This window comes from Paenibacillus montanisoli (assembly GCF_003268025.1).
GTDB lineage: Bacteria > Bacillota > Bacilli > Paenibacillales > Paenibacillaceae > Paenibacillus_Z > Paenibacillus_Z montanisoli.
Genome location: NZ_QLUW01000006.1, coordinates 116,274 through 134,554, shown reverse-complemented (window position 1 = coordinate 134,554; position 18,281 = coordinate 116,274). Strand labels below are relative to the sequence as shown.

The window sequence follows — 18,281 nt, the reverse complement described above, 5'->3', positions numbered from 1 at the left end:
ATCATGAGCAAATTACGAATCGGATTTGTCGGCGGCGGCGGCATGGGGCAGATGGCGCACCTGAGCAACTATGCGGTGCTGAAGGATCAATGCGAGGTTGTCGCGCTGGCGGAGGTGCGGCCCCAATCGGCGGCTCTGGTTGCCCGGCGGTATGGGATTCCCGAAGTGTATGCAAACCACCACGAACTGCTTGCGAACGTGCAGGTAGATGCGATTGTCGCGCCGCAGCAATACCGGCATCACCCGGCATTGATTCCGGATATTTTGCGGGCGGGCATTCCGGTGTTTACGGAGAAACCGCTCTGCTTGACCGTTGAGGCCGGCCGGGAATTGGTGCGCATCAGCGAGGAAACCGGCACGCTTCATATGGTCGGCTATCATAAACGGTCAGACCCTGCGATGGAGCGCGCCAAGAGGGAAGTCGACGCTTGGAAGGCAAGCGGCGATTACGGCAAGCTGCGCAGCATCCGCGTTGTCATGCCTCCGGGCGACTGGGTTGCCGGGGCCGACATGCCGCTTAGCGCCGGCGATCCCTATCCTGCGCTTGTGCTTGAGCAAGGACCGGCGGATTATACGGAGCAGCAGACGCGCGAGCTGGATACGTTCGTGAACTACTACATCCATCAGGTGAACGCCATCCGCTTTTTCCTCGGCGAGAACTACAAGCTGACGTTCGGCGACCGCGCAGGCCTGCTGCTCGTCGGCGAGAGCGAGAGCGGCGTAACCGTGACGCTGGAAATGGCGACGTACCACACCTCTATTGAATGGCATGAGCAGGTGCTGTGCTCATTCGAGAAAGGTTTTGTCCGCGTAGACATCCCTGCCCCGCTCGTACGCCAGCAAGCGGGCAAGGTGACGATCTACAAGGACAATCCGCAGCTGGGCCAGCCGGAAATCGTGCAGCCGATCATGCCGAACGTTTCGGCCATGCGCAACCAGGCGCTGAACTTCCTCGCCGCCGTCCGCGGCGAACGCCCTGCGCCGTGCACATCCAAGGAGGCGCTGGAGGATCTCATCCTCGCCCGCTCCTATATCGATTTCATGTCCCGCACGTACGGGCAGCAGCCCGCGAGTACTTAAGGTACGGAACGGACTTCGCAGGCTGTGCCGGAATCCGCGCGGCTTTAGTAGGTACAGGCCCGTGCCACGGTCGAGTCGGCTAACGAACTCAGTCGTGCTTATTTAGGCAAAATGCCTGCGAACTCCAGAAGCGTTATTTGCCTCTGGAACACTCCAACTTGCTTTAATAACGTTAAATAAGGCTGGCGGAGTTCGTTAGGTCGTTAAAAAGGCCGTTTTCGCGAAAATAAGCACCATACGATTCGTTAGCCAACAGGCATGGCACGCAGTACGGTGAGCCGGCCACCCGGGCACCGCAAAAAAACGTTGAAGGAGCTGAAACGAGCGATGAGAAGAATCGCGATCATTGGCGCGGGCAGCATTGTATTTTGCAAAACGCTGATACTGGACATAATGGCGACGAAGGATTTGGAGGAGACGGAGTTTGTCCTGATGGCCCCGTCGACGAGCAAGACAGCGCAGGTGAAAGCTTTTGCCGATAAGGTCATTGCCCATAACGGCTTGAAATCGAAGGTAACGATTACGACGGACCGCCGGGAGGCACTGCGCGGCGCCAATTACGTCATCACCTCTTTCCAAGTCGGCGGCGTCGATCTCTTCGAGAAGGATTACAAAATCCCGCTCTCCTACGGCGTCGACCAATGCATCGGCGATACGCTCGGGCCGGGCGGCGTTTTCCGCGCGTTGCGCAGCATTCCGATCATTCTCGATGTTGCCCGAGACATGGAAGAGCTTTGTCCGGATGCGACGCTGCTGAACTATGTCAATCCGATGGCGATGATTTGCTGGGCGCTCGGGGAAACGAAGATCAAGTATGTCGGTCTTTGCCATGGCGTGCAGACGACGCTTGACCTCATCTCCGGCTATGTCGGCGTGCCGAAGCACGAAATCGACTACGTCTCCGCGGGCATCAATCATATGGGCTGGTTTACGAAGCTGTCGCATAAAGGGCAGGATCTCTACCCGATTCTGCGCGAGAAGTTCGAACAGCCGGAGTTTTACGTGAACGAAAAGGTGCGCGGCGAAGTGTTCCGCCATTTCGGCTATTTCATGACCGAATCGACCGGCCATCTGTCCGAATATGTGCCGTGGTTCCGCTCCAGCCGGCAGGCGCTCGACCTCTATTGCGACGAACCGTCCTTCGGCGGCGAAAGCGGCGCGTACTACACCTGGTGCACCTATGTAGCGAACAAGTACCGCGAGAAGGATGTGCTGGCCGACGAGCCGCTCGACCTCCCGCAGCGCAGCGTCGAGTATTGCGCCTATATCATCGAAGCGCTGGAAACGGGCCGCACCTTTAAATTCAGCGGCAATCTGCGCAACAACGGCATGATCTCGAACTTGCCGGACGACTGCTGCGCCGAGGGGCTCGTTTTCGCCGACCGCAACGGCCTGCACCGCACCGTTGTCGGCGAACTGCCGCCGCAATGCGCCGCCCTCAACATGACCAACATTAACGTGCAGCGCCTCACCGTGCTGGCCGCGAAGAGCGGCGATCCCGAAACGGTCGTGCAGGCGGTGGCGATGGACCCGCTCACGTCCTCCGTGCTCACGCTCAAGCAAATCCGTGAAATGGTAACGGAAATGCTCATCGCCCAGCAGGAATATCTGCCTCAGTTCGAGGGCAGGCTTCCGCGTCCGACGCCGACCGTCCATATCCCGGCGAACGTGCAGCGCGCAGAGGTGCCGATCGACCCGGCGCTTGCCGTCTACTCCCGGTTCGGTGAGCTGGCGAAGTAAAGCTGCTTGCAAAAAAATCCGCCTATCAATGGCGGTCAAATTGCAGATAAACCCGACGTTTTTCATAAAACGTCGGGTTTATCATTTTCGACACTGCATGAGGGCAAGCTTCTAACCTGTAACGGTTGTGACAGTGGTTAATTTGCATAAAAAGCCCATTAATTTTTTCTAACGGTTGCCAAAGAGCTTATTTGAGTATTTTCCAATAGCAATCAACCATTTTACAGCGAATAACGACGGTCACAACCGTTAGAATTTTAAAAGCAGTTATTTTCATGAAATAGGCACGCTGACAACCATTAAAGTTTGTTCCTGAATCAATTGAAAAAAAGGGCCACCGAGACTTTCTCGACAGCCCTTTTTTCAGTATCCGTTTATCGTAATGTTTTCAACGCGCCGCTCCAGGCGATAACCTGGTCCAGCATCGTATTGACCGCTTGTTCTTGATAAGCGGCCGGTTTGAAAATACTGAAGTTTTCAAAATCAGTCATTAAGGAAAGGCCGACTTGAGCGCGTACATCGGCGATATGAAGCTCGCCGACGATCAGCCTAAGATTCTCGATCGCGCGCGCGCCGCCGCTGCCGCCGTAGCCTACGAAGCCTGCCGCTTTATCCTTCCACTCATGGTAGAGAAAGTCGATGGCATTCTTGAGCGCTCCGGAAGTGGCGTGGTTATACTCAGGCGTAACGAATACGTAGCCGTCAAAGGAAGCAATTTTATCCGACCAAGCGATCGTATGCGGTTTGCTGTATTGTCCCATGGATGCAGGTACCGGCTCATCGAGCAAGGGCAAATTGTAATCCGCAATATCGACGAGCTCGAAGGTAGCGTCGCTGCGTTTGTTTGCAATCTCAGTCACCCATTTCGCTACAGCTTCGCCATTGCGGCCGGGGCGCGTGCTTCCTAGAATAATCGCTATTTTCAACATGTTAATTACCTCCGCGTATGTTATGTTTTTTTATCGCTATCGTTGTCTTGACGGTCCCGATCCTGAATGCCATACCCGATTTTCTTGAGCAGAACAATAAGCTGATGCTTCTCCTCATCCGTAACAAAGGACAGATTGCCGGTAATTGTTTGCACGTGCTTGGGAAAGATAACATCAAAGTAGCTTCGTCCTTCCCCGGTCAACGCGACATTCGTTTTACGCCGGTCACCCGGAATCGGAAGCCGCTCCACGAACCCCTTCTTCTCCAGCTTATCGACCACGTAAGTGATGCTTCCGCTTGGAATGGAGAAGGTGTCGCTTATTTTCTGGATGGGATGCGGACCCTTATTGTATAGAAACTCGATAATTTGGAAGGTTTCTATATCGAGGCCATAGCTCAAGATATCCCGTTCCAAGCTTCCGAACAGCGTGTTCACCATGTTTCTCATGACGCGTATTAACCTTAAATCAAGATCCGCACCTTCAGCATCAGGTTCAACCATAACTTAACCACCTTATCTTGCTTTTTTATACAAAGGATATTCGACTTCGGCAGGAACTTCAATTAGAAAAATGCGAAGCTTCTCTCCTTCAGGGCGAATGCTGATTTCTCCCTCTTGTTCGCTTTGAATGATCGCAAAGTCTTTTTGCTTGAAGGCAACGGGTTCTCGTCCGGATGACAAGAAGGAGCCGCCATCGCCTCTAATCGCCAATGCCGCAAGCGTCCGGTTTGGCATGATACGGTGGATATAGGATGCCCCCGGCTCAATCTCGACGTCGAACATCCGCGCATCCGCTACCAGCTGTTGGATGGGCGACTCTTCTCCCAATATCGTCTTTACGGTGACTCCGTCTTGACTCGACCGAGGAAACTGTTTGTGCTTGAACAACGAATAGGTTGGTTTACGTCTTACGGCATCGTTCAGATACGGCTCCAGCCAGATTTGAAAACTCTCGAAGCCGGCTTCCACGCTTTCGGCGTGTTGAAGTCCTGAACCGGCTTGCATGAGCTGAATATCGCCGGCCTCAAGGTAGCTTTCGGTGCCGAGCGTGTCTCTGTGAAGACCTTTGCCTCGAATGCCGTAGGAAAGGATCTCAAAGCCTTGGTGAGGATGAAACCCGATTCCTCCTGCTGACTCCGCATGACCCCAAGCCCAGTAGAATAGCGGTCCAAGCCGGACGGTAACAGCCCCCTGACCGGAGAATCCCAATGGTTTCTGTGCGTTTATTTTGCCGCCGTCGAAGGATTCTTTGCCTTGAAATTCAGGGCCTAAGATTTGAATGTTCACTTGAATTGCTCCTTTCATATCGTATGTTTTTGTTCAGCTTTATAAACGAATTATTCTATATTTATTTATCCTAATACTAGTTATTATAATTTTAGGATATATTGTTGTCAACATGTCATTTGGGCAATAAAAAAAAGCCTATCCGCTCATCCACACGGCGATGTCCGCCGTGAATTCGAGGGTAGGCTTTTCTACATTAGCTATTCATACAAACTATTTCTATACTCGCGTAACAGTCTTTCGCTCTCAACGAGCAGCTACTTCAGTTCCCGCATAACATCCCGCAGAAACTCCCATGTCCGCTCCACCGACGAAATCGACACATGCTCCTCCGGCGTGTGGAAATTGTACATGTTCGGACCATACGAAACGGCGTCAAGATAAGGCATTTTCTCGATAAAAATGCCGCACTCAAGCCCTGCGTGGATCGCTTTCACTTCCAGCGGCTTGCCGTATTTGCGCTCGTAAACCTCAGCGAACACCTCGCGCACCTTCGAATCCGAGCGGTATGGCCAGCCCGGGAAATAATGGTCGTGGCGGAACGGTACGCCTGTAACCTCGCCCAGCGTCTGCAGCTGCTGCAGAACGGCATCGAGCTGGGAACGGTGGGAGCTGCGCACGAGGCTTTCGAACACGATCTCGGTCTCGCGCATCGTGATCGTTCCGATATTGGTCGATGTCCGCACCAAGTTCTCGATCGCCTTGTTCATGCTCAATACGCCGCTTGGCATTAACTCAAGAAGCCTAATTACGGTCAGCTTCGTCTCCTCCGACAGCCAGCGCATCGAAGCCGCTCCGCCTTCGGACGCACGAAGCACCACTTCAACCCCAGGGTCCGATACTTCGAACTCATCCCGGAAGATCCGGTTCCACTCCGCTATTCGCGCCTCCGCAATACGCAGGCTTTCTTCGCTTAAACCGACGGCCGCTTCCGCTTCGCGCGGGATGGCGTTGACTTTCATCCCGCCGGAGATGCTCGCCAAATCGAACGCCGTATGCCGGCGCAAATCATCCAGCACGCGCCCAAGCAGCTTGTTGGCATTGCCGCGCTCATGGATGATGTCATCGCCGGAGTGGCCGCCCTTCAACCCTTGAACGGCGATCGTATACGCCGGCACACCGGTACCGGCACCGCCTTCCGCCCAATTGATCGGCATGGTATGAAACGCCGACGCGCCGCCTGCGCTGCTCACGAACAGCACGCCCTCCCGGTCGGAGTCGAAGTTGATGAGCAGCTTCCCGCTCAGCTGCGATGCATCGAGGTTCTCGGCACCGGCCATGCTTGTCTCTTCTTCGGTCGTCAGCAGAATCTCAAGCGCGGGATGAGCCAGCTCCTCCCCGGCATCGATCAAAGCCATTGCGAACGACACCCCGATGCCGTTATCCGCGCCGAGCGTCGTATCCTGCGCGTAGATCATGTCCCCGTCCAGCTTGAAGCGGATCGGATCTTTGGTAAAGTCATGCGCGGTCGATTTATTTTTCTCGCATACCATATCCAGGTGCCCTTGAAAAATAACGGTCGGCGCCTGTTCGTAGCCCGGAGAGGCCGGCTTTTTCACGATCACGTTATAACGCTCGTCTTGAATCGCCGTGCAGTTGCGCGCTTCCGCGAACCGGACGATAAAATCGCTGGCCTCCTTCTCGTTGCCGGACCCTCTCGGAATGGCCGACAGCTCTTCGAAGAAGCGGAGCACCTTGCAGTCTCCGGCGTACACTCTATTTTGCTCTACCATGGAAAACCTCCTTGGATATAGACGCAGATTCGGCCCGACTCTCCCCCGCGAGGCAAAGTCAGGCCGTCATCCTTCACTTCCTATTTGCAGTGTACCGTATGCGCGTCTAGGAATCCAGCGGCTCCGTATCTCCCTCTATGCTTCGGAAGAAGTCGAAGCTTCGATCCAGGCATCTCCGGTAATGCTCCTGTTGAAAGGATTTGTCGAACGGATTCATGAAGCCATGATCGGCATCTACGATCTCCACGGTCAGGTTCTTTTTTGAAGCTTGTAATTTTGCAGCCAAATCCGGTACGTCAAATGAAGTTTCATGCCGTGAAAAAAATAGCAAAGTCGGGCAATGAGGTTCCGTTTCAACGTAATTCCTTATGCGCGAGCCATAGAAGCCGATGACTCCATCCACCTGATCCTCGCTGCACAGCCATGCCAGCGTTGCGCCGGCACTAAATCCGACTAAATAAATCCGTTCGTAGCCTGCTCTATACTCGTTGATGATTTGCTTCACTTCTTCTTTGGCCTTGGCAAATCCGATTTCGCCGACAAAGTAGGTATGAGCAAGCTCTTCCTCGTCGTAGGAAAATGCTTCCCGATGGAGCAGGTTCGGGACGATGGCGTCAAAGCCCGCACCCAGCATCATCTCCTGGCAGGCAGCCATATGATCATTAACCCCGTAAATTTCGTGAAGGAGAATGACCAACGCGTGTTTTGTAAATTGATCCGTATTCATCGTAGTTCACAACTTTCATCTATTGGATTTCGCAAAGAGACAGCACTATTATACGAAACCTTCCAAGATAAACCAAATCGAGGTCCCGACATGCGCAAAGCCCGCACGATTGGCGGGCTTTGCGACACTCTTGTTATTCGATTACTGCTCACTGCCCTCTTGAAGGCTCAGCTTATCTTCCTCGTTATCGCGAATCGTCTTCTGCAGCACAAGGCAGGACACGATCAGGAATGCGCCGCCGATGGCGTAGTAGCCTTTGACGTAGAACGGCTCCTGCAAGTTAAAGAGGCCGATATATTCAGCAAGCACGGCGACCGCGAAACCGGCCCACGAGAGGAAAGTAAAGGCCGGCGTATTCCGGTTCCGGTGACTCGGATTGAACTCCTTCAAGAAGCGGTCTTCGTCGTTGTCGCGCGCAACCTTCTGCAATAGAAAAGAAGTAATGATCAGCAGAAATCCCGTTACGGCATAGTAGCCTTGCACGGAAAGCGGCTGCTCCAGCGTGTAGATGCCGATAAATTCGAAACCGCATGCCAGCACGAACGCAGCCCATGCCATAAACGTGTATGTTGGGGTGTTGCGGCGGCGGTAAATATTTTTGCGATGGTGCTGAGTTGTTGCCGTTGTATTCGTCATCGTTTCGATCATGGCTGATTAGCCCTCCCGTATAACCTGAAAGGTTATTTGATGACTTAAGCATACAACGGATAAAACGCAGCTATAAGTACCATCTTGTTCTAGTACCTGGTATTAACCCATGGTCCGGCGCAAAGGCAAGCCCTGCTCATCGAGGATGGCTACTTTACGTCATGGATCTCCGCCGCTTTCAACTCCCAGATCTCCATGGCTGCGATATGAACCTCGCCGATGGCCTGCAAATGGATGCCGCTGCTGTCATCCAAGGAAGGGTATACTCTTGCCGTGATGCAGGTTTCGTCCCCGGCAAACACTTCAATGATCGATTGGTCGACGAAGAAGCGCAGGTTTATCGTTTCAGCAGCGTCATCCAGGTTTAGCGCGCCGACTAGCGCAGTTTTGCGCACCTCCGGGAACAAGCTCGATTGCGTGCGATCGACTGCAACTGTACCTCCAGCAAAATCGACGCGCAATTCCGTCCGTTCCCGACCGCATGCCGATGCAAGCACCGAAACGATCAATTCGCCGGTTCCGGCGGCCGGCTTTTGGATGGTCAGCGAGCACTCGAAGGCGGTCGAGCGAACGCCCGTATCAAGCGGCGATGCGCCAACTCGCAGCTCCGTAAAGGTACGGCTTTCGCCCCGTAACGTTTCCGCCTCCGGGATCGGCGTTATGGATAGCTTGCCGTTCTCTTTCAGCTCCCCAATACGCGGCAGCGCTAACGCTCCTGCCCAATCCAGCGCAACCGGGAAGTTCTCCCCTCTGCTCTCCGGCACCCAGCCATGCAGAATGCGGCGGCCTTTCTCATCGACGAACCCCGTCGAGGCATAGTAACCATCCCAGCCTCCGAAGTCGACGGTGCCTTTCACTAGCTCCCCGGACAGTTTGTTATCGCGTATCACGCCGGAGACGTATTGAACCGGACTGCTAGGGGAATAGAACAAGACGGCCCGATCGCCGAAGCGGAACAGATGCGGACATTCGAAGATCGTTTCTTCGCCCAGATGGAAAATGCCGTTAAACGTCCAATTCTCCAAATCCGCGGACTGATAGATCAGCGCACAGCCTCTGCCTTCGTACGTGCCGCCAAGGAGCATCCTCCATTCGTCTTGTTCTTTCCAAACGTAGGGGTCTCTCCACTCCGTTACCTGCAGATCTCCGTGAAGCTCCGTTGTGAGCAAGGGATTGATCTCCCCAGGTTTGCGCCAAGCAAGCAAGTCATTGCCTTCGCCTTTGACCGTCCACTGCTGCGCTCCTGTCGTCGCGTTCCGTTCGCCTTCGCCAATGCTCGTGTAGAACAATCGGACCTCTTCGCCGTCAACAACCGAACAGCCGGAGTAGCAATGGAGCTCCCCGAGTTCAACCGACGGGGCCAGCGCAATCGGCAGCCTCTCCCAATGGATGAGATCCTTGCTCTTGGCGTGCCCCCAGTGGATGTCTCCCCAAACCGGTGCCGATGGATTGTGCTGATAGAACAAATGATACTCGCCGTTCAATTGAAACGGGCCGTTCGGGTCATTCATCCAATTGGCGGGCGGCGTAAAATGATACCTTGGTCGATAACGATCCATTACGTTCGCTCCTTCAGGGTGATCAATGATTTATTTGAATTGCACGCTCTTGCTAAGCTCGACGACCATCTTTGCGGCATTGGCCGTGCACAGCGGCTCGCCCAGGTACGTGAGGTTCGAAATCTCCACCTGCTCAATGCGATGTTCGGCGTCATAGCCGCGAATAATGGAAACCGGCAGCAAGCCGTCCGTGATCGCGATATCACTGAACCGAATATTGCGGACATGGCCGCGCTTGGCATCGCGCGAATATTGGGAGAACTGAACCTTAATATCGATCAGCTTCTCTTGGGAATCCTCTACGCGGATGTTGCTGTATAAGACGTTATGCACGTCTGCCCGGTCGCCGTTATGAATCGTGAACGTGCCGCCCGACTCATAGCCTTCGAACTCGCAACGGATCACGTCGCAGTCGCTGAATTCAATCTCCGAAATCGAAGCGCAGCGCGTTTCGTAGCCGATCTCCAGCGCGTTGCCCCACTCCGCGTTCCAGAAGACAGAGCGGGTGACGCGCACGTTCTTCACATCGTGCAAGCCTGCCGGATGGAAGTAGTCCACCGCTTTGATCGCGATACAATCGTCTTTAGAGCGGACGAAGGCATTTTCAACGATTACATTCTCGCAGCCTACGATATCGATCCCGTCGCCGGTTCCGGCATAGGTAAGGATGTTCACGTTCTTGATCGATACATCCTTGCAGCCCGTCGGCACGACATGCCATGTCGGACCGTCAATGACCGAAATGCCCTCGATAGTGACGCCCTGGCAGTCCGCGAGCATCATCATGAGATGCTTTTGGCTTCCGTCTTCGGCCGTTCTCCACAGAGAACCATCCAGGATTCCTCTGCCGCGAACGGCAATGTTCGAAGCTCCTTCGGCGAATATCCGGCCGTGCACGATAGATCCCTCTTCGATATAGACGGTCTCGCCGTCCGACAGGACGATTTCGCCGGCACGATGAACTTCTCCGCCCTTGAAGTAACGGACCTTTGGATCGGACGAATCCGGGCGCGGCGCCGTTTCCGGCGGGTTAATCCAAATGAATAACGGTTCCCGGATATGGCCGTCAAATTCGACGGACAGCTTTATAGGCGCTACTGCTTCAAACCGAAGCACGCCTCCTTGCCGAACAGGCTTAATGCCGTGACGGAGCGGACGGACGACAACCTCTTCGGCCGCACGGGTGTCCTCTATCTCAACCGTAACTCTCCCTTCGGCCGAAAGCAAAGCAAAGCCAGCCCCTTGACTGCCGTAAACAAATACGGGCTCTCCGTTGATCCAAACCTTGTAGCGGTCAGAGGCAGCGGCTGCTGCAGCAGGCCCCTGAAGTTGAATTCTCGCTTGCGTCATCGGTATACACTCTCCCGGAATGCTAGTTTTTCTTCATTCTAACAATGAAGCACGCTAGCCGTGAGAGAAACTTGTCCGCACTCCCTGGAAACTCATCCTATGCTTACATGCTTCTGCCGTGAAAACAGCCCCGCGAGCCAGGCGCATGGCGTTCCGGATTTCGCGGGGCTAATGGTTAACTATCTCAATTGAATCAGGACGTCAAACGGATAACGTCCGGCATTGCGCCCATAGAGAGCAAGACCGCCCTTCTCCGCCTCGAGAGTGAGCTTGAAGCTCCGGCTGCGGTCAAGCTTCGCCGTGATGCGGCTTGGCAGCGTCACGCTGCACAAGTAACCGTAGGAACCCGCCTCATCCAGCAGGTTATGCACCTCTTGATAGTGCCAAGACAGCACCCCTCTGCTGTCCGCCGGATTATCCGGCAGCAGGAAGGAGCCGACTCGCTCCCCGTCGATCAGGACATGGACGCGGGATTCATGGCGCTCTTCGTCGGTCATGTAATACGTGTTCCTATTGTATTCCACGTTAGCGGAAGCCCCGTGCATGAAGTCGATGCCATGCGCTCGATCCTTTGCGCCTTCGATATTGCGGGCGAGCAGCCGCTTCGCGCTCGCTTCGAAGCGGATATCGAGGTGGTGGATGGCCGCGTGCTCTGCAGCGGAAGGCAAGTTAATGTCATAAACGAATTGGCCTGCGCCGCCTCCGTTCGCTTTTTGCTCTTGAATCGCGTTCCACTGGATGCCAAAGCTTTGCTCCGAGAAGCCGGTTACCGGCTTGTTGACGAACCGGCCCTCCCCTTCGTAAACACCGTCTTCGCTGCCGCTGCGAACGTCGAAGGTAATGAAGTTGCGCGTCACGACATGGCCGTCGGCATCTTTCAAGCTAATGGCCAATACGGCGACTGCATCCTCATTCGGCAGGTTGATGGTAAGCGGCGAAGCGATCGGAGCGACGCCAAAGCCGTTCCAATCGAGCTGGACGGTGCCTTGATCCGATACCCTGCGAATGCCGAGGCTGTCATACCATACCTCATACACCAGCTCCAGCTGCTGTCCGTGATAGCGGTCCGAATAGCTCGAGCGAAGCAGCGGCACCTCCGCTTGCCCGCCTGCTTGAACGGTCTGGCAAGGCGGCGCATCGATCACGATAAAGTCCGCCGCATGCAGGTCGGCGATCGACATGCCCGGTACGAACTCCTCGTAGCCGAAATATTTGTCCGTGCCGTCCAGACGGTAATAGCCGTTAAACTCATTCGTCACATCGCGGAATTCGGTAAATACGAACCCGCACATTTTGTCATGGCGCCGGAATTCGTTCAGCATATACCGATAGTGCCAAGCCAGGTCGCTGTCGCCAGCTCCGCTGAGGAAGCCCCATACGTTGCCGCACTCGCTGTTCATAAGCGGAGCATCGGTTTGCACATTGCCCCCAATGCAGTTGAAAGACGAACCCGGATACGTTTTCTCCACAATCTCCGTTACATGCTCGCGCACCTGCTCATAGCCGTTGATATAGAAATGCCACGTATTGAGGTCCGTCTCCACATGGTCATAGTTGCACGGCGAGTTGTCCTCGACGATGCGGGTTGGATCAACCTGCTTCGCCCAGCGGTAGATTTCGCGCACCCACTCCTGCGTCTCCGGCAAATAGCTGCTCGGCTGGCCCTGCTCGCCGGTCAAGCCGCCCCCTTGCGGGTTCGTTTTCAGCCCCCAGGTTTCGTTGAACATGACCCAGCAGAAAACCGACGGATGGTTGAAGTCGCGGTCGATGATTTCGCTCGCTTCGCTCTCGTACGACGCACGGGCCGTCTCGTCCGGGTTGCCCCAGAAGCATGGCATATCTTCCATCACCAGCATGCCTAGCTTGTCGGCCCAGTACAGCTTCCGCGGCTCCTCCGGCTTGATGTGAATCCGGACCATATTCAGGCCGAGCCTTTTCAGCAGGTAAATTTCATTGCGCATTTCCTCATCGCTCGGGTACGTAAAATACCCTGTCTGGTGGTACGACTGATCCAGCGTTCCGTTCAAATAAACCGGCTTTTCGTTCAGCGTGATCCAACGGTAAGACCGGTCGTCGAACCGCGCCGTTCCAATTTCCCGGATGCCGAAATAGGTCTCGATCGTGTCGCTGCTTCCGGCACCTTCCGCCGTCAGCGTGATGGCTCCTTCGTACAGATGCGGCGTTTCCGGGCTCCATAGCTGCGGATCGCTCACGATGAACGACGTGTTGATCGTATTGCTTCCTGCTTCTAATTGAACGGAAGCTTGATGCTGCACGGTTTGATCGCCGAAACTGAACTTCAGCGCGGCTTCTCCCGCTTGATGGGCAACAATCGTCGCTTTCACGTCGACTGTGCCGTCGATCCGCGTCGTGAACTTCGCCGACTGCACGTACGTCTGCGGCCGCGCCTCCAGCCAGACCGGCTGCCAAATGCCGCGGATCTCGCCGTAGCCTTGTTTGCCGCGCGCTTGCGAGCTCCGGTCAAAATCTTCGGCGCGCACGACAATGCTGTTCTCCTCATCACGCTTCCACAAGCTGCTTACTTCGAACTCGAAGCTGCCGTAGCCGCCTGCGTGCGATCCGGCATGAATGCCGTTGACCCATACGTCGCAGCGGTAGTCGACTGCGCCGAAGCGTACGAATACGAGCGAGCCGCTCTCTGCCGGCGACCACGTAACGGTTTTCTTATACCAGCCGGTGCCTTTATCATCGCGGCCGATTCCGGACAGCGGGCTGGACCAGGAGAAGGGAACGATAATTTCCGAATCGAATTGGTCGGTCGGCTGAAGCGAACCGAAATCGCTTACAAGTTCTTCCGTGTCCAATCGGAATGCCCATGCGCCATTCAAATTCAACCAGTCTTGTCGTTGCCAGTCCGGACGCGGATATTCGGGACGCGGCATTTCCGTTTGTGCGGATTTTATTGCTTGAGCAGCCATCGGGGAAGCACAACCTTTCACATCATGGATTTGGATTTGCCCCCATTTTAGCACCGGTATAATAATTAGGCAATACATATTATACTTTTACAATACACCTGATATAGAGTACACTGATGTGAGAATAAAGCAGAACGATGAAGGGTTGAACCGCTCATGAGTGAACTGATCCAAGATTTGAACCGCTACCCATCTACCCGACTGATCGAGGTTGCCAAAGCGTTGTCCGGCGACGTCCGCTTGCGCATCCTGGAGGCGCTCGGCGAGAAGCCGATGAGCGTCAGCCAGCTTGCCGAAGCGCTTGGCGTCGCACAGCCGACGGTGTCCGTCAATGTGCAAATCTTAGAGAACGTGGACTTGATCACTTCCACGCTTGGCGCGAACCGCGAGAAGATTTGCACCGTCACTTGCCGCTCCATCCAACTGGATCTGCCCGTTAAGCTCGGCGAAGGGCTGCTGCGCACGGAGGAGCTGCGCATGCCGATCGGCATGTACGCCCATTGCTCCGTGCAGCCTACTTGCGGCATTGTTACGCGCGACTGCGTGCAGCTCGGTTCGGTCGACGATCCCCGCGCCTTCTATTTACCGGAGCGCGTGGATGCTTCCCTGCTCTGGTTCTCGGGCGCCGGTTATGTCGAGTATTACTTTGCCAATCCGATGCCCCCCGGCGTGACCATCGACGAGCTGCGCTTCAGCGCCGAGCTCTGCTCTGAGGCTGCCGGCTTCCGGATGGACTGGCCCTCGGATATTTCGCTATTCATCAACGACCAACTTGTCGGTACATGGACAAGTCCCGGCGATCTCGGCGACCGCAAAGGCAAACTGACGCCGGACAAATGGAAGAGCGGAACCGAATACGGAATGCTGACGGAGTGGCGCATTTCCCGGGAAGGCAGCCGCGTGAATGGCGCGACGTCATCAGACGTCACCGTGAACACGCTTGCCCTGCAATACAACAAGCCGATCCGCATCCGGCTTGAAGTCAGCGAAGATGCGGTCAACCGCCGCGGCCTCAACTTGTTCGGCGCCGACTTCGGCGACCACAGGCAGGATTTGCTGCTGTCGTTTATCCGGTATGCGGAGGCTTGAAAATCAAGCCGCAAAACAGAAAACGCCGCCTCGGCCAAATTCACCAATGAAGGTGCGATTTGTGCCAAAGCGGCGCGTGCTTCACGACCGTTACTTATTGTTAGTCTACCGGGAATGGTGGTTTTTTCAAGTTCGCGGGGCAATAGACCGCTCTGTCCGCACGATGCTCCAACCGACCTGATCATCCGCCGGATTCCACTCCACCCGGCCATTGAGATAAGCACCCGCTTCCAGCATCGCCTTAAGAAAATCTTTATGATACCCTGGCACCTTCTCATTCCGATCGATTCCGGCTAAATCAATCCAATGCGAGGATTGCTTCTCCGGCTCGCCTGATACAAGCACGCCTTCAACGCGGTGCGCTAGAAAAAAGAAACATACCGAGTGATAGTCCTGCCTTGTGAAGGTCACCACGCCTTTCAGCTCAAGCTCCGAAACAATCAAACCGGTCTCTTCCCGCATCTCTCTGGCACAGGCTTTTTCCAGTTTCTCTCCGAACTCTACATGTCCACCCGGAGGAATGTATTTTAGATAAGTTTTATAAGCTGGATTCTTCTTCTGAATCATAGCGATTTGGCGGTCTCGGATTGCAAGGCAAGATACTTGTACATGTATAGTCACGTGGGGCTCGTCCTTTCTTGAGGTCCGCTACAGGATAAATTTCCAGATCAACCAAGAAATCAAGGCGGATAGCCAAGAGATAAAGCCGAATACCATGACGATCTTGTTCTCGCTCCAGCCGTATTTCAAGCTAAAGTGATAATGGATCGGCGTCATACGGAATATGCGCAGCTTCGTCTTCTTGTAATACCAGACCTGTAAGATGACGGATAGTTGTTCGGCCAGATAAACTGAAAATAAGATGGGAATTAAAATTTCAACCTTCTCAATGACGGCCAAGAAGCTAAGAGACCCGCCGATTGCCAAGGAGCCCGTGTCCCCCATGAACGCTTTTGCCGGATAAATATTGTAAATAAATAAGCCTAGCAAGCAGCCGATCATGACTAACGAGAATGCCTGCACCTCAACCCTGTCGGATATGACGAAGAAGAAAAAGAAGGTCGGGATCGAAACATTAATGAGCAGGCCATCCAGTCCGTCCGTGAAATTAATCGCATTTGCAGAGCCAACTATAAATAACATCATAATGGCCAAATAAATCCAAGGGGGCAGTTCGAGAGTGTAGTTAATAAGGGCGATGCCGGTGCCCAAATCGAACTCCATCAGCAGAATCAGCAATAAAGCACAGGTAAAGCCAAACTGGAAAACCAGTTTCATTTTCCCCGAGATTCCGGACGGGTCTTGGAAGGCCGCTTTTTTGAAATCATCGAGAAAACCGATTAAACCGAACAACACGAACGTCGCGCCAATAAAAAGGATGAGCGGTTTCGGGTGGAAGTAGGTCGACGTGACAACGCCAATCAGCAGGATAAGTCCGGACATAAGCGGCGTGCCGCGTTTGGCTTGATGATCCGGCGGCAGCTCCTCGCGGATCGGCTGCGTAAGCTTCAAGCTGCGCAAACCCCAGATGAGCAGCGGGGTCAGCAGCGTGACGAGCAGAAACGATATTCCAGACACGCCAAGTATTGAGGTGTCCATAGGAGGTTCTCCTTCCCGAGTGCGGATTTGTCCATCGTCTTGCATGCTGCTTCTATATCAATCTAGCACTACTTGGAAAAAACATGCAACATAAAAAGCGATTGTTCCCACACAAAAAAATAGGATGAAGAGGGTGTGTAAACTTGGACAGCTTAGAAACCGTAAGAAGATTTTATGATGAAACCGTGCACGATGAATGGGAACGTCTTGATCGGCACAAAGTCGAGTACGAACTTAGCAAAAGGTACATGAATCGTTATATGAAGCCGAACGACAAAGTGCTTGATGTTGGCGGGGGTCCGGGGAAGTATTCGCTCTACCTTTCGGAGCTTGGCTGCGAGGTGACGTTGGCTGATCTTTCTCGGAACAATGTAGCCTTTGCGTTAAAGAAGGCAGAAGAACTCGGATTTCCCCTTCGCGGCGTGTGCGCCGATAGCCGTGATTTGTCAGCTATCGAAGATGGCCGGTATGACCATGTTCTCTGCATGGGTCCCATGTATCATCTGAAAGCCGAACAAGACAGGATCGGAACCATAAAGGAATGCCTGAGAAAATTAAAGCCGAATGGGATCCTATTTGTAGCTTTTGTTTCATCTTATTCATTCGTGTGGGATTATTTGATCCGAAATCCGGATTTGATCCTTATGGATGAGCGGAAAGCGCAACTGGATTGTATGCTTAACGATGTGGATTTCACCGGAGTAGGATTTACCGATAATTTTTTTATCCGTCCCAATGACGTGCTTCCGTTTTTTGAACAATTCGATCTGGTTAAATTGCATCTCATGAATTGCGAAAGCTTCTTGTATTTACGAGAAGCCGAGCTTCTTAACCAATCGCCTGAAGTTGCAGCTGCTTGGCTTGACTTGGCGGAGCAAGTTTGCGAACGAGAAGATTTACTGAGCATGGCCGAGCATTTCATGTATATTGCAAGAAAAAAGGGATAGAAGACAGGCGTGAACGGATCACGCCTTTTCAGCTTACTCCCCTAACAACCCTGCCGCCAAATAAACGCCCGTTCCCCACATGACAACGGCCGACATTTTGTTCAAGACGACCATCAGCCGCCCGGACTTGTCCAAATTGCCCGCCAGTCTTCCAGCCGCGGCAAGGCTGGTGAACCAGAGCCATGAAATAGCGATGCAAGCTGCCGCGAAGGCCGCCTTCTCCGCGCCTCCGTATTGGAGGGAGCCTGTCCCGATAACGCCCACCGTATCCAATATGGCATGCGGATTCAGGAGCGACACGGACGCGGCGAACGCAATTTGCTTCTTCGCTCCGAGCGCTTCGGAGGCCGAGTCCGTCCTGCTTGCCGTCTTGCTACGCCAAGTCATCCAGCCCATATAGAGCAGAAATACGATGCCCGCCGCAAACAGCGCCGTTTTCAGCCAGTCGAACTGCAGCACGAGGACGGACACCCCGAGAACCGCCAACAAAATCAAGATCGTATCGCAGACCGACGCCGTTATGATGACCGGCAGCGCCTTGCGGAACTTCGGCTGCGTCGCGCCTTGATTGAATACGAACACATTCTGTACGCCCAGCGGCAAAATCAAGCCCAAAGCAAGTATAAATCCATGAATGATTGCACCGATCATC

General features: G+C 54.0%; 16 protein-coding genes and 1 pseudogene. 4 read left to right on the top strand and 13 right to left on the bottom strand.

Translation table 11 applies throughout. From position 1 onward, the window contains the following. Positions 1 to 3: 3 nt before the first annotated feature. Together DL346_RS25435 and melA are read left to right on the top strand one after the other, a co-directional pair. On the top strand, positions 4 to 1,080 hold the full coding sequence (locus DL346_RS25435; protein ID WP_112885202.1) for a Gfo/Idh/MocA family protein: 1,077 nt from the start codon (positions 4 to 6) through the stop codon (positions 1,078 to 1,080). 327 nt (positions 1,081 to 1,407) lie between these two features. Continuing rightward, the gene (gene melA / locus DL346_RS25430; RefSeq protein WP_112885201.1) at positions 1,408 to 2,820 is read left to right on the top strand and encodes an alpha-galactosidase; all 1,413 of its coding nucleotides are present in this window, start codon (positions 1,408 to 1,410) and stop codon (positions 2,818 to 2,820) included. A 374-nt stretch (positions 2,821 to 3,194) separates the two neighbouring features. Here the strand turns inward: melA and DL346_RS25425 are convergent, their stop codons facing one another. The 10 genes and pseudogenes from DL346_RS25425 to DL346_RS25385 all read right to left on the bottom strand — a co-directional run bounded on the left by DL346_RS25425 (position 3,195) and on the right by DL346_RS25385 (position 13,994). Next, on the bottom strand, positions 3,195 to 3,749 hold the full coding sequence (locus tag DL346_RS25425) for an NADPH-dependent FMN reductase (protein WP_112885200.1): 555 nt from the start codon (positions 3,747 to 3,749) through the stop codon (positions 3,195 to 3,197). A gap of 20 nt (positions 3,750 to 3,769) precedes the next feature. Next, positions 3,770 to 4,252 (bottom strand): MarR family winged helix-turn-helix transcriptional regulator, encoded by a 483-nt coding sequence (locus tag DL346_RS25420; protein ID WP_112885199.1) that lies wholly within the window; start codon positions 4,250 to 4,252, stop codon positions 3,770 to 3,772. A 12-nt stretch (positions 4,253 to 4,264) separates the two neighbouring features. Further along, complete coding sequence (locus DL346_RS25415) at positions 4,265 to 5,038, bottom strand: pirin family protein (RefSeq protein ID WP_240633418.1); 774 nt, start codon at positions 5,036 to 5,038, stop codon at positions 4,265 to 4,267. Between the two features lie 257 nt (positions 5,039 to 5,295). Further along, a complete protein-coding gene (locus DL346_RS25410; protein WP_112885197.1) occupies positions 5,296 to 6,771 on the bottom strand; it encodes an aminoacyl-histidine dipeptidase in 1,476 nt (491 codons plus the stop codon). Positions 6,772 to 6,877: 106 nt separating this feature from the next. After that, the gene (locus tag DL346_RS25405) at positions 6,878 to 7,498 is read right to left on the bottom strand and encodes a dienelactone hydrolase family protein (protein WP_112885196.1); all 621 of its coding nucleotides are present in this window, start codon (positions 7,496 to 7,498) and stop codon (positions 6,878 to 6,880) included. 141 nt (positions 7,499 to 7,639) lie between these two features. Next, positions 7,640 to 7,888 carry a YiaA/YiaB family inner membrane protein gene (locus DL346_RS29615; protein WP_240633443.1) on the bottom strand — a complete coding sequence of 83 codons (249 nt, stop codon included), beginning with the start codon at positions 7,886 to 7,888 and terminating at the stop codon, positions 7,640 to 7,642. 30 nt (positions 7,889 to 7,918) lie between these two features. Then, a pseudogene (locus tag DL346_RS29950) lies at positions 7,919 to 8,056 on the bottom strand (YiaA/YiaB family inner membrane protein); the annotation flags it as partial. A gap of 239 nt (positions 8,057 to 8,295) precedes the next feature. After that, the gene (locus DL346_RS25395; protein WP_112885195.1) at positions 8,296 to 9,705 is read right to left on the bottom strand and encodes a glycoside hydrolase family 32 protein; all 1,410 of its coding nucleotides are present in this window, start codon (positions 9,703 to 9,705) and stop codon (positions 8,296 to 8,298) included. Between the two features lie 30 nt (positions 9,706 to 9,735). Next, positions 9,736 to 11,055, bottom strand: a complete 1,320-nt coding sequence (locus DL346_RS25390; RefSeq protein ID WP_112885194.1) for a glycosyl hydrolase family 28 protein — start codon at positions 11,053 to 11,055, stop codon at positions 9,736 to 9,738. Positions 11,056 to 11,234: 179 nt separating this feature from the next. Continuing rightward, entirely contained in the window at positions 11,235 to 13,994 is a 2,760-nt protein-coding gene (locus DL346_RS25385; protein ID WP_112885193.1) for a glycoside hydrolase family 2 protein, read from the bottom strand. Between the two features lie 156 nt (positions 13,995 to 14,150). Here DL346_RS25385 and DL346_RS25380 point away from each other — a divergent pair, with 156 nt between their 5' ends. After that, positions 14,151 to 15,083: an ArsR/SmtB family transcription factor gene (locus DL346_RS25380; protein WP_112885192.1), complete on the top strand. Its 933-nt coding sequence runs from the start codon at positions 14,151 to 14,153 to the stop codon at positions 15,081 to 15,083. A gap of 126 nt (positions 15,084 to 15,209) precedes the next feature. Here the strand turns inward: DL346_RS25380 and DL346_RS25375 are convergent, their stop codons facing one another. Together DL346_RS25375 and mraY are read right to left on the bottom strand one after the other, a co-directional pair. Then, a complete protein-coding gene (locus DL346_RS25375; protein ID WP_165822670.1) occupies positions 15,210 to 15,704 on the bottom strand; it encodes an NUDIX domain-containing protein in 495 nt (164 codons plus the stop codon). A 27-nt stretch (positions 15,705 to 15,731) separates the two neighbouring features. Continuing rightward, positions 15,732 to 16,682, bottom strand: coding sequence for a phospho-N-acetylmuramoyl-pentapeptide-transferase (gene mraY / locus DL346_RS25370; protein WP_112885190.1), 951 nt, complete (start codon positions 16,680 to 16,682; stop codon positions 15,732 to 15,734). Positions 16,683 to 16,825: 143 nt separating this feature from the next. Here mraY and DL346_RS25365 point away from each other — a divergent pair, with 143 nt between their 5' ends. Then, complete coding sequence (locus DL346_RS25365) at positions 16,826 to 17,629, top strand: class I SAM-dependent methyltransferase (protein ID WP_112885189.1); 804 nt, start codon at positions 16,826 to 16,828, stop codon at positions 17,627 to 17,629. Between the two features lie 33 nt (positions 17,630 to 17,662). Here the strand turns inward: DL346_RS25365 and DL346_RS25360 are convergent, their stop codons facing one another. Next, the gene (locus DL346_RS25360) at positions 17,663 to 18,280 is read right to left on the bottom strand and encodes a LysE/ArgO family amino acid transporter (protein WP_112885188.1); all 618 of its coding nucleotides are present in this window, start codon (positions 18,278 to 18,280) and stop codon (positions 17,663 to 17,665) included. Position 18,281: the final 1 nt, after the last annotated feature.